Raw genomic sequence first — 13,033 nt, forward strand, 5'->3', positions numbered from 1 at the left:
ACAAAAAAACCTCTAAATAAATTAGAGGTTTTAAAGTGGTTTCTCCAGGAATCGAACCAGGGACACATGGATTTTCAATCCATTGCTCTACCAACTGAGCTAAGAAACCATTATATTTTTGTTTGACTTACTTCGTTGTTTTAAAGTGATGCAAAAGTAGTAAGTTTTGGTATACAAAGCAAGTATTAATCGTACTTTTTTTAACAAAACTTAAAAACCTATTGATTCTCAGCTGAATTATTTTCTTGTTCTTTTCTTATCTGCTCGCTCATTTCCTCCAATACAGGCTTTATCGTGTTTTCAGGAAGATCGCTTATTCTGATATACATCAATCCGTCGATCGCATCATTAAAGTTTGGGTCAACATTGAAAGCAATTACTTTTGCGTTTTGTTTGATGTATTTTTTTATTAAAACAGGAAGTCTTAGTTCCGGCTCCAGATCATCAATAATTTTATCTAATTTATTTAAATCAGATTCCATTTCATCAAAGAAAAGATTTTTATCTCGGTCTCTAAGCTTTACTTTATATTCATTTCTTGGAGTGATATATTGAGCTACAGCGGAATCGTAGTAATTAGAACGCATGAACTCAATCATCAGAGATTTTGAAAATTCTGAAAATTTATTGGAAATGCTTACTCCTCCCATTAAAAACTTATGGTCAGGATTTCTTAAGCAAACGTGTACAATTCCTCTCCATAGAAGGAAGAGTGGAAGTGGTTTTTGCTGATATTCCTGACAGATATAAGCTCGACCCATTTCAATCACTTTTTTGAAGAAAGGGTGAATGTCCTGCTCAAATTCAAACAAAGAACTGGTATAGAAGCCTTTAATTCCAAATTTCTTCATGACGTCTTTACCTAAAGCCATTCGGTAAGCTCCAACCAGTTTTTCCTCAGCACTATCCCAAAGGAAAAGATGATGATAATGTTTATCATATTCATCCAAGTCGAAAGGAAGATTGCTTCCTTCACCTACTGCACGGAAGGTAAGCTCTCTCTGACGCCCAATTTCCCTCATGATTGATGGGATTTCTTCATAGGTCGTAAAGTATACTTCGTAGTTTCCGTTGCTGAAAAACATTTTATCGGTGCCTTTCAGTTTATTGATGTCTTTAAGGATATCTTCTTTCGGAGTTTCGTCGATAATGTTCTGGACGATGTTTTCCTCTTTAAGTAAAGGGAATTTAACATATAGATTTTGAAGATTAATGCTTTGGGCTAAAGATTTCCTTTTTTCATAGTAAGATTTCATCATATAGACCTTACGTTTCAGGAATTCACCCAATTCTTCAATGGTCTCCATGTCATCCATCGCCTTTACGGTGATAGGTCTTCCTATTCTGATTCTGATAGGTTTTTCCCTGTCGGTCATCATTTCTGCAGGAAGCATCAATGTTTGTAAATTCGGATGAAGTTTTGCCACCTGATAAAACATACGGCTGTTTTTCGCATGGAAATACATAGGAACGACCGGAACTTTTGCCATTCTGATCAGCTTTAATGCCGGTTTTTCCCATTCTTTATCTAAAATTTCTCCGTAAGGATTGTTTTTATTAGAAACTTCTCCTGCCGGGAAAATACCTATACAGCCTCCGTTTTGTAAATGCTTCAAGGTTTCGCGCATTCCGGATGAACTGCTGTAGGCGTCTTTTCTGTTTTCAAAAGGATTTACAGAAATCACATAAGGTTCCATAGGTTTGATTTTTTCCAAAAGGAAATTCCCCATCACCTTGAAATCCGGACGGACTTCTGATAAGATTTTACACATTAAAATTCCGTCAATCGCACCCAGCGGATGATTGGAAACCAAAATAAATGGTCCCGTCTTCGGAATCTTTGCCAAATCTTCTTCAAAAGCAATATAGCTTAGGTTTCTTTCTCTTACAAATGAGTCGAAAAAGTCTTTATCTTCCTTGTCTTTTAGTTTATCGTATAATTTGTTAACTTCATTTATTTTTGCAATGCTCATTACAGCAGCTGCAATAGGATTCTTTAGGAATCCCATTTTACTCAAGCCGGAAGCTTTAATCAAATCGTTTTTCGATATTAAACTCATGTGTGTTTCGTTGCAATTTGTGTTACTTTGTTACCATCTGAAGTGTATTCTTCGAAATTTGCTCCAATAATACACTTTTTTCTTGGTAAAATTTATCAATGTTCTCCATCTTCGCATTTCTTACGGTAAATAAAGATACATCTTTTACAACTTCTGTTTCAAATACTTTTTGCAGTTCATTATTAAGCTCATCAATAGTATTAAACTTGTCTTCCAAGCATAGCGCTAATGAAATAGCAGAATTCTGCATCAAAGAAACTTTAATTTTATATTTAGATAAATATCCGAAAATTAAACTCATATGGTCTTCTGCAATAAAGGAGAAGTCTCTTGTTGAGATTTTTAATAGAGTCTGATTTTCTTTTAAAATATATGATTCTTCGTTTTGGTTTTTGTCGGAAGCTCCCACTTTTGTACCTTCTTTGGTAGGATCTACGAAAGATTTTACATAAAAAGGAATGTTTTTTTGCTGAAGTGGCTGCAATGTTTTCGGGTGAATAACACTTGCTCCGTAATAGGCCATTTCGATTGCCTCTTCATAAGAGATATTTGAAAGCAAAGTAACATCTTGGAATTTTCTTGGGTCACCCGTCATTACTCCGGGAACGTCTTTCCAGATCGTCATTGCTTCTGCATCCAAACAATAAGCAAAGATCGCGGCAGAGTAATCTGAACCTTCTCTTCCTAATGTTACCGTAAAGTTGTTTTCATCTGAACCGATGAAACCTTGCGTAACATAACAGCTCTCATTATTCAAACGAGCAATTAGTTCTTCAGTATTGGTCCAGTTTACAACCCCTTCTCTGTAAGAATTATCTGTTTTTACATAATCTCTTGCATCCAGCCATTGGTTGGTAAACTGAATCTCATTTAAATATTCACTTACAATTTTTGTAGAGATCATTTCACCGCAGCTTACTACTTGGTCATATACGAAGTTGTAGTTCGGAGATTTATTTCTTCTTAAAAAAGAATCAATATCATCAAAAAATAAGTTGATTTCTGCAAAAACTGCATGATTTTCAGGAAATAATCCTTCTGCAATCTCAATATGTTTTCGTTTTATCTTTTCAATTTCAGTTTGGTAGTTATCTTTCTTGAAATAAAGTTCTACAACTTTTTCCAATTCGTTAGTTGTCTTGCCCATTGCTGAAATTACCAGCAAACATTTAGCGAATCCCTGGCTTTGTAATACCATAGAGACATTTTTTACACTTTCGGCATCTTTTACTGATGCTCCACCAAACTTGAAAATTTTCATTAAATTGTTAATAATAAAATTGTTAGATAAAAATTTATGAGAGTTTTTTACGGGTGACAAAATTATACATTTACGGCGAGATATGAAATAGCCTAGCTATTCTATAGGCTTAAGATTTTATTAAAATGAAGAATTAAGTGAAATTATTCAGATTGCTTCAAGAAAAAGGGAAATCTTTTTTATGATAAGGCTTTGATGTGGAGGTAAATTAAGCTTGTATTGTTTTGATAAACAGATGGTAAGGTCTTTTATTGATAATTTTTTTTAATTGCGATAAATTTTACGAAATTTGGAGAAAACGTAAAAAGAAAAATATGTCAGAGCAACCATTACAAACTTTAGGGGAGTTTCTTATTAACAGACAAGATGATTTTCAGTATTCTACAGGGGAATTTTCTCGTCTTTTAAGCGCAATAAGATTAGCTTCAAAAGTTGTAAACAGAGAAGTAAACAAAGCAGGAATTGTAGACATTGCAGGTGCTGCCGGAAACCAAAATGTTCAGGGCGAAGAACAGCAAAAACTGGATGTGATTGCCAATGAAATTTTTATTACAGCTTTGTCTCAGAGAGAGGTTGTTTGTGGAATTGCTTCTGAGGAAAATGATGATTTCATCGATATTAAATGTAGTGAAAATGGTCATTTAAGTAAATATGTAGTATTAATTGACCCTCTGGATGGTTCTTCAAATATTGATGTAAACGTTTCCGTAGGAACTATTTTCTCAATTTACAGAAGAGTTACGGAGCCTGGAACTCCGGTTCAGTTGGAAGACTTTTTACAAAAAGGAGTCAACCAGATTGCAGCAGGGTATGTGATCTATGGTTCTTCAACGATGATTGTGTATACAACAGGAAATGGAGTGAACGGATTTACGCTTGATCCATCTTTAGGAACTTATTATCTTTCTCATCCAAATATGCAGTTCCCAAAAACAGGTAAAATTTACTCTATTAACGAAGGAAACTATATTAAGTTCCCTCAAGGAGTAAAAAATTACCTTAAATATTGTCAGATGGAAGAAGGTGACAGACCTTATACTTCAAGATATATTGGTTCATTGGTAGCGGATTTCCATAGAAATATGCTGAAAGGCGGAATTTATATTTATCCTTCTTATTCACAAGCTCCAAACGGAAAATTGAGATTGCTATATGAATGTAATCCTATGGCTTTCTTAGCTGAACAAGCGGGTGGAAAAGCAACAGACGGTTTCAGAAGAATTCTAGAAATTGAGCCGACAGAACTTCACCAGAGAATTCCTTTCTTCTGTGGAAGTGTAGATATGGTAGAAAAAGCAGAAGAATTTATGCGAATTGATAGCGTAAAATAATGACAGCAGAATATTCAAGATATTTATTAGAATTCAAACGCCCGAGTGGAACATCTCGAGGCGTTTTGCATGAAAAAGAGACTTTTATTCTTAAAGTTTCGGAAAACGGGAAAACGGGAATAGGAGAGTGTGCAATTTTCAGAGGATTAAGTTTCGATGATCAACCGGAGTATGAAGAAAAATTGCAATGGCTTTGTGAAAACATTGATCAGAATTCTGATTTCTTACAAGGAGAGCTAAAAGAATTTCCTTCTATCTGGTTTGGGTATGAACAGGCTGTTTCTAATCTGAAATATGGAGAACACCTCTATTTTCCAAGCGAATTTACCAATGGAAAAACTCCCATAATCATCAATGGTTTGATTTGGATGGGAGATGTTCACTACATGGAAGAACAGATTCAGGATAAGCTGGAAAAAGGCTTTCATTGCATTAAACTAAAAATAGGAGTAGACTGGAAATCGGAGCATGAAGTTCTTAAAAAACTAAGACAGAAATTTTCAAAAGAAATATTGGAGCTTCGTGTAGATGCTAATGGAGGTTTTACAAAAGGAGATGCAAAGATTGTTTTACAGCAATTAGCCGATTTGGATATTCATTCTATAGAACAGCCCATAAAAGCGGGGAATTGGAGTGATATGGCAGAGTTATGTGCTCAAGCACCAACTCCGATTGCTTTGGATGAAGAATTAATTGGAGTTATTGATTTCAGTCAAAAGAAAGAATTACTGAAAACGATACAACCACAATATATTATTTTGAAACCGGCATTAGTTGGTGGTTTTGCTGGCAGTGATGAATGGATTTCCCTTGCTGAAGATCAAAATATCGGTTGGTGGATTACCTCTGCTTTGGAAAGTAATATCGGTCTGAACGCGATTGCACAGTACACTTTTACAAAAAAAAATCCGATGCCTCAAGGATTAGGAACCGGAGCTTTATTTGTCAACAACTTTGAATCGGATCTTGATCTAAAAGGTGAAGAACTCTATTTTAAAGGTAAATGATGAAATGATCATACATCTCAAACAACATTTTCTACAAAAATAACTTTTTTGATGTAATCAATGAGGTCAGAGAATTTAGATTTTAATTTTTTCATGGTATAGTGATATTTTTAAAAAAAATTATACTACACTAGTTTAGTGCTGTTGTGACTGCAAAATTAAGATTAAAAATCTTTACTTTAACAATTATTTGCTCTTTTTTATCGGATATTCAAAGAAAAATAACAAATTGGTGAATTTTTTAAGATTTATGTAAAGACAATCTATTTTTTTACCCCTTAAATTTTCTTAAATTTGCAAATTGTCGTATTATCCGACATCTTAAAGCGAATTTTAATGGAAGAAGAAAAAAAATCTCTCAATTTTATTGAGCAAATTATCGAAGATGATTTGGCAAACGGTCTGAGAAATGATCAGATCCGTTTCCGTTTTCCACCTGAACCCAACGGTTATCTGCATGTAGGTCATACGAAAGCGATCTGCATCAACTTTGGTCTTGGTGAAAAATACAATGCTCCCGTAAACCTTCGTTTCGACGATACGAACCCTGAAAAAGAAGAACAGGAATTCGTAGATTCTATTATGAAAGACGTTGAATGGCTAGGTTTTAAATGGGATAAAGTTTTGTACGCATCCGATTACTTCCAGCAGCTTTACGATTGGGCAGTTCAGCTAATTAAAGAAAGAAAAGCTTATGTAGATGAGCAACCTTCTGAAGTGATTACTGAGCAAAGAAAAAATCCTGCAGAACCGGGAATTGAATCGCCATACAGAAACCGTCCTATTGAAGAGTCTTTAGACTTATTTGAAAGAATGAAAAACGGTGAATTCGAAAGTGGTTCAATGTCTCTTCGTGCAAAAATCGACATGACCTCACCAAATATGAATATGCGTGACCCTGTGATGTACAGAATTCTGAATAAGCCACATCACAGAACAGGTACAGACTGGAAAATTTATCCGATGTACGACTGGGCGCACGGTGAATCTGATTATATTGAGCAAATTTCACATTCATTGTGTTCTTTGGAATTTGAAAACCACAGACCTCTTTACGATTGGTATCTGGATCAGGTATATGATGAAGGTAAAGTAAGAAACAAGCAAAGAGAATTCGCAAGAATGAATGTTTCTTATATGATCACTTCTAAAAGAAAACTACAAAGGCTTATTGCTGAGAATGTAGTGGACGGTTGGGATGATCCTAGAATGCCTACGATTTCCGGAATGAGAAGAAAAGGCTTTACACCGACTTCTATCAGAAACTTCATTGAAAAAATAGGGGTTGCTAAAAGAGAAAACCTTATCGAAATTCAGTTATTGGAATTCTGCGTTCGTGAAGACCTGAATAAGGTGGCAAAACGTGTAATGACGGTAGTTGATCCAATCAAATTGGTGATTGAAAACTATCCTGAAGGACAAGAAGAATGGCTGGAAACAGAAAATAATCCTGAGCAGGAAAATGCTGGGACAAGAGAAATTCCGTTCTCAAGAGAATTATATATTGAGCGTGAAGATTTCAAGGAAGAAGCTAATAATAAGTTCTTCAGATTGAAATTAGGTGGAGAAGTTCGTTTAAAATCAGCTTATATCATTAAAGGTGAAAGAGTAGAGAAAGATGAAAACGGAAACATCACGACCATTTATGCAACTTACGATGAAAAATCTAAGTCAGGAAGTGGAACTGAGGAAAGTTTAAGAAAAGTAAAAGGTACCATTCATTGGGTATCTGTGAAACATGCAATTCCTGTGGAGGTAAGAAATTACGATAAACTATTTACTGTTGAGCAGCCAGATGCTGAGAAAGATGTGGATTTCTTAAATTTCATCAATCCGGATTCGGTAACTACCGTTCAGGGATTTGCTGAGCCTAGCTTAAAAGAAGTGGCAGTTGGAGAACCTCTTCAATTCCAAAGAATTGGATATTTTACAAAAGATCAGGATTCTACAGAAGACAAAATGGTTTTCAACAGAACAGTTACTTTGAAAGATTCTTATAAACCGGAATAGGTATAAGAAAATACAATACAAAAAGAGGATTCATTGACTGAATCCTCTTTCTTTTTGAAATATATTTTTAATGGACTTATTTCAAAAAGTCTTTTTCCTGATAAGACGGATTGGGATATTTGTAAAAACCTTCCCCTGAAAGTACTCCGAGTTTTCCTTTATCAATAAATTCAGATTGTAATGTTTCTACAAGTTTGAGTTTATCGGGATCTTGTGTGGCTTCTGCTTCCATTTTATTAATGTTATAGGCAGTTGTAATCCCAACAACATCTAAAATTCCGAATGGTCCTGTTGGCGCTCCTGTAGCAACCATCCAGGTTTTATCAATGGTTTCTATATCGGCAACTTCTTTTATCCAAAGTTCCATAGCTGCACTCAGTAAAGGAACTAATAAAGAGTTGACAATATAGCCCGGTTGTTCTTTATAAATGGGAAGAGCAACCATTCCAATATCCTTAGCAAATTGGAGGACTGCATCAAAAACTTCCTGTGAAGTTCCGGGATGCTTCATGACTTCTCCGGTATTGTGTTTCCAGATCTCATTGGCAAAGTGGAATGCCAGAAACTTTTCAGGTCTTCCTGTATATTCTGCAAACTGACTTGGAAGCAGGGTAGAAGAGTTGCTCGCAAATATTGTTTTCTCTGGAGAAACCTTCGCCAGCTTTTGATAAAATTCTATTTTTATATCCGGATTTTCCGGAACGGCTTCTATGAGAAGATCCGCATCTTTTACAGCTTCTGCCAAATCAGAATTGTAATGTAAATTCTTTAATGTGGCATCAAGCTGGTCTTGGGTGGCATTCAGATCTCTTTTAAAATTATCTGCCATTCCATCGAATTTGGCTTTTGCTTTTTCCAGAACCTCATCATTGATATCATAAACGGTAACATTAAACCCGTGAAAAGCACACTGAAATGCAATCTGATATCCAAGAACTCCACTTCCTGCTATTGTTACATTTTTAAAGTTCATAACTTTTGATTTTAATTGATTGGAATTAACTTTTAATTCCTTTTATCAAATCCTGAAACTTATTAATCTGCTCCATAAAGAAAGATTGGTGTTCTTCTTTTTCTTCAGGGCGGTTCACCAAAATGTGCTCAAAATAAGTTCCTTTAAGGATTTTTCTTAAAATACCTTCTCCTAAAAACGGTTTATAATCATTTAAGGACTGGGTGGCTTTTAATAAATGTCTGATGTCATATTGAAGCGGATTGATATCCGGAACCTGTTTGTTTAGGTTAAGAAGCTCATAAACGGCTATTCTTGCTGTTCTCACAGAACTTTCCATAGTAAACACAACATCATTATTGGTTTCTATAAACTGACCGACCAAACCTAAGTTTTTACACCCTTCCGGAACAACTCTTGGTCTGTCTCCTTTCGCTCTTGGCAAGAACATTGAGGTAATGTATGGCATGAATGAACTTCTTACAATGGTATTTTCCACCACGTTATCCAATTGGTCTACAATTCCTAAGTGATAACAAAGCTCTGCAAGTATTTCGTCTCCGGTACATTCAGGCATTGTTTTTTTAACATAATTTCCTTCCTTATCCATCAGCAATGCATATACCCAGATTACCAGGATATCATCCGGCTGAGTTGGGAAGTGCGGCTGTCTGTTACAGGTGAAACTCATCACCCAGTTAGAATCTGTAATGGTAATAATACCACCCGTTACTGTTTTTCCTGAATAAGGATCGTTGACAGATAATTCTTTTAATTTTTCAACAAAAGCAGAAGGACGGCAAGTTAGTGTTGCTGATTCCCAGGCAGATTTCTCGATATGGCTACAGAATTTTTCCGGTTTTCCGAATACTTCAGATTTTGCGGCTAAGTTTTTCCAAAGTTTCCATCCTGCGCTTTGTCCGCCGGAAGAATTGTCAATGGTAATAACCGGAGCTGTTTTATTGTCTCCGTAGAAAGTACTTTCCGTCATAGAACCTGTGGTCACGATTACATAATCTTCTTTTCCTACAGGTATTTTTACCTCTTCACCATTCTGTTCGGTGATGATGCTTTCTACGGTTTTTCCTTCCGTATCAATATGTATATCAAGATCTTTCACTAATGTATTGAACTCTATTTTTACTCCTTTACTTACCAGATAATTTTTTAACGGAGTAATATAGGTGTCGTACTGATTGTATTTCGGGAAAACAAGACAGGAGAAATCTTTCATTCCGTCTATGGCGTGTAAAAAACGGTGCATATACAGTTTCAATTCCAATAAACTATGCCAGTTTTCAAAAGCGAACATAGAACGCCAGAAAAACCAGAAATTACTGTTTAAAAAAGTTTCACTGAAATAATCTTCAATCGTCAGATCATCCAGTTCCTCTTTTTTCTTAAGAAGAAGTTTTACAATGGCCAATTGGTCTTTTTTCTCTAAACCAAATTTGCTGAAATCCTGTATTTGCCCTTGATTATGAATTAATCTGGCTTTTGAATAATTGGGATCATTATCATTAATTAATCGGTATTCATCTAATACACTATAAGGAGCCGGCAATTCCAAGGCAGGAATATCCTGAAACATATCCCATAGGTTTTCATATGTCATATCCATTTCACGACCTCCACGAATGATGTATCCGTCTTTAGCGTTTCCGGCACCATCCAGAGAGCCTCCTTCTATAGGTAACTGATCTAAGAAAATAATATTTTCTCCGGGAATATGACCGTCTCTTATAAAATAATAGGCAGCAGACATTCCTGCAATTCCGCTTCCTACGATATAGATTTTACTGTTTTCATAGGACTTTACAGGAATCCCTTTGTTTCTTTGGTAGTTTCCAATCTGATCTGAAAAGGGCATTGTCTTTTCAGGGGTGTTAATCTGTACTTCTTTACTGGAATCTGGTTCGTGGTTTACTTTTCCGTACCCATCGTAAGCATTTAAAACTTTGTCGAATTTTGATGTAATCGTACTCATTTTGTATTGTTTTTTATTAACAACATAAAGGTACGCTGACTTCCGGGAGGTAGTATATCCCCAATGTCGGAATTATTATCCCTAAATTCTCAGTTGCTGAAATTTTCGCTGTTCCTATATTCGGAAGGAGAAATATTGGTATGTTTCTTAAAGAATCTGCCAAAAGCAGAAACAGAATTGAACTGAAGCTCAAAAGCAATCTCAGAAATCGTTAAACGCGGATTTCCCAACATGCTGTAGGCTTCTTTTAGAAGGATTTCATCAATGATCTGATGAGGTGTTTTTCCACAGGCTTTTTTTACCACTTCAATAAGATATTTTCTTGAAATAAATAACTGCTCTGCATAAAACTGAACATTTTTGGAATGCTGAATATTTTCCCTAATGAGTTTATTAAATTTAAAGAACAGATTATTCTTTACTTCATCGTTTTCAATGTTGATATCTTTCTTACTGATGATTTCAGCGGTTTCCAGTAAAATATTAAAAATAATGGTCCTTATAATCTCATCAATATATTTTCCTTTTTTCTGAACTTTTTTACTCATATATTCTAAAAGATTAATGAGTACAGAAGCATCATTTTCATTAGAGTTGATGATACTGAAAGAGGTTTCTCTGAAAATATTCATCTTCTCAATAATAAAAGGATCAGAAATGTTTTTAAGGAGAAAATTTTTATCAAAAAAGAGAAGCTTCATTCTGAAGTCATCACTGGTTTTCAAAAACCTTACAATCGTAGAAGGTGCAGAAATAAGGAATCCGTGTTTTGAAATGGCATACTTTTTATTGTCGATCTCAATATGTATATTCCCTGAAGTACAGATGCAGAGCGCATAATAATCCATCCTGAAAGATTCTTCAGGAAAGCTGAAAATAGTTTTCCCGGAAGAGATATAATAAGATTCCCGGCAATCAATACTGTAAAATGAAAGAGTGTCATGTAAATTTTCATAGGCTATCATTCCGGCGTTATTTTGAGATTTGTGTTTAAAAAGTAGAAAAATACATCAATACGTATACAATTTACGAATTTTATTAAATTTTCATTTAAAAATAAGAAAAAATATTCTCATTATTAAGCATTGGATTAACGGGGAAATTAATTTTTTTTAATATAAAATCCTTTCCCTAGGGAAGGTTTTGAGTACTTTTGCATGTATTCCATTCTTTAGTTTTGAAAATTATCCATCTCTATACAAACTCTTTTAAAGGGCTTTCTCAAGAAAGTTGGATGCTTGCGTTGGTAATGCTCATCAACCGGGCCGGTTCTATGGTGCTTCCGTTTCTGGGAGTTTATATGACCGATCATTTGAAATTCAGTATAGAAAATACAGGAATTGTTCTCAGCTTTTTCGGAATAGGATCCGTGATCGGATCTTGGTTAGGAGGCTATATTACCGATAAGATCGGGGAATATAAAGTTCAGTCTATAAGTCTGCTGTTGAGTGTTCCTTTATTTTGTTTGATTCCTGTTTTTAAAACAGAAATTGGAGTAGCCTCAATCATTTTACTGCAAAGTATTGTAAGTGATGCTTTTCGTCCGGCGAATTCAGTCGCTATTACAAAATATGCAAAGCCTGAGAATATTACCAGAGCTTTTTCATTAAACAGAATGGCGGTCAATTTAGGATTTTCAATTGGTCCTGCTTTGGGCGGAATTCTCTCTGCTATTTCGTATGAATTCTTATTTTTCTCTAATGCTTTGGCGGCTTTGTCGGCAGGAATTCTTTATATTATATTTTTCAGAAAACGTAATAAAATTGCCCGATTAAAAGCAAGAAAAGTAAAAGAAGCAGTTGTAATTAAAAAAGAAAATTCACCATATCGCGACGGTCGATTCTTGGTGTATTGTTTCTTTTGTATGTTGTTTTCCATTTGCTTCTTTCAGCTGTTCAGTACATTGACGATCTTCTATAAGGATACTGCAAAATTGAGTCAGCAGAACATCGGATATATTTTAGGATATAGTGGTTTTTTGATTGTATTGCTCGAAATGGGATTTGTGCAGATTGCAGAGAAATATTTTAATCTGGCCGTAACAATGTTACTGGGAACTTTTATTTGTGGCTTTTCGTACGCGATGATGGCATTTGATTACAGCATCATTACCTTGGTTATTTCTATGACCTTGCTTTGTATAGGAGAAATCTGGACTTTGCCTTTCATGTCAACTATTACAGCATTGAGATCCGGACAAAACAATAAAGGCGCTTATATGGGATTGAATGGAATTTCCTTTTCTATAGCCTTTATCGTAACGCCTTATTTAGGAACTTTAATTGCGGAAAAATTCGGATTCAATGCCTTATGGATTGGAACCGGAATATTGGCGACAATAATTGCTGTTGCCTTTTATTTTATTGTCCCGTGGCTGATTAAAGATAAAAAAGACCTTGAGATTGAAGGGTAAAAATCAAAAAAG

Annotated in this window: 9 protein-coding genes and 1 tRNA gene; 4 read left to right on the forward strand and 6 right to left on the reverse strand. The window is 35.0% G+C overall.

Going from position 1 to position 13,033, the window contains the following annotated elements; translation table 11 throughout:
- Nucleotides 1-36 precede the first annotated feature (36 nt).
- The 3 genes from RM51_RS07965 to RM51_RS07975 all read right to left on the reverse strand — a co-directional run bounded on the left by RM51_RS07965 (nucleotide 37) and on the right by RM51_RS07975 (nucleotide 3,321).
- Nucleotides 37-109 (reverse strand) — tRNA-Phe (locus tag RM51_RS07965).
- Between the two features lie 109 nt (nucleotides 110-218).
- Complete coding sequence (locus RM51_RS07970; protein ID WP_039367238.1) at nucleotides 219-2,060, reverse strand: lysophospholipid acyltransferase family protein; 1,842 nt, start codon at nucleotides 2,058-2,060, stop codon at nucleotides 219-221.
- Between the two features lie 22 nt (nucleotides 2,061-2,082).
- Entirely contained in the window at nucleotides 2,083-3,321 is a 1,239-nt protein-coding gene (locus RM51_RS07975) for an aspartate kinase (RefSeq protein WP_039367240.1), read from the reverse strand.
- Nucleotides 3,322-3,635: 314 nt separating this feature from the next.
- On the opposite strand from RM51_RS07975, the gene fbp reads away from it, so the two are divergent.
- From fbp to RM51_RS07990, 3 genes are all read left to right on the forward strand, one after another.
- Nucleotides 3,636-4,652: a class 1 fructose-bisphosphatase gene (gene fbp / locus RM51_RS07980; protein WP_039367242.1), complete on the forward strand. Its 1,017-nt coding sequence runs from the start codon at nucleotides 3,636-3,638 to the stop codon at nucleotides 4,650-4,652.
- Nucleotides 4,652-5,659, forward strand: coding sequence for an o-succinylbenzoate synthase (locus RM51_RS07985; protein WP_039367244.1), 1,008 nt, complete (start codon nucleotides 4,652-4,654; stop codon nucleotides 5,657-5,659). The genes fbp and RM51_RS07985 overlap by 1 nt, the downstream gene beginning before the upstream one ends.
- Nucleotides 5,660-5,995: 336 nt before the next feature.
- Nucleotides 5,996-7,669 (forward strand): glutamine--tRNA ligase/YqeY domain fusion protein, encoded by a 1,674-nt coding sequence (locus RM51_RS07990; RefSeq protein WP_039367246.1) that lies wholly within the window; start codon nucleotides 5,996-5,998, stop codon nucleotides 7,667-7,669.
- Nucleotides 7,670-7,745: 76 nt separating this feature from the next.
- Here the strand turns inward: RM51_RS07990 and RM51_RS07995 are convergent, their stop codons facing one another.
- From RM51_RS07995 to RM51_RS08005, 3 genes are all read right to left on the reverse strand, one after another.
- Entirely contained in the window at nucleotides 7,746-8,642 is an 897-nt protein-coding gene (locus RM51_RS07995) for a 3-hydroxyacyl-CoA dehydrogenase (protein ID WP_039367247.1), read from the reverse strand.
- Nucleotides 8,643-8,667: 25 nt separating this feature from the next.
- Nucleotides 8,668-10,608, reverse strand: coding sequence for an oleate hydratase (locus tag RM51_RS08000; protein ID WP_039367250.1), 1,941 nt, complete (start codon nucleotides 10,606-10,608; stop codon nucleotides 8,668-8,670).
- Between the two features lie 89 nt (nucleotides 10,609-10,697).
- Nucleotides 10,698-11,573, reverse strand: coding sequence for a helix-turn-helix domain-containing protein (locus RM51_RS08005; RefSeq protein ID WP_039367251.1), 876 nt, complete (start codon nucleotides 11,571-11,573; stop codon nucleotides 10,698-10,700).
- Between the two features lie 269 nt (nucleotides 11,574-11,842).
- Here RM51_RS08005 and RM51_RS08010 point away from each other — a divergent pair, with 269 nt between their 5' ends.
- Entirely contained in the window at nucleotides 11,843-13,021 is a 1,179-nt protein-coding gene (locus RM51_RS08010; protein ID WP_052248447.1) for an MFS transporter, read from the forward strand.
- Nucleotides 13,022-13,033 lie beyond the last annotated feature (12 nt).

It is taken from the genome of Chryseobacterium taiwanense (genome assembly GCF_000813825.1).
Classification (GTDB): domain Bacteria; phylum Bacteroidota; class Bacteroidia; order Flavobacteriales; family Weeksellaceae; genus Chryseobacterium; species Chryseobacterium taiwanense.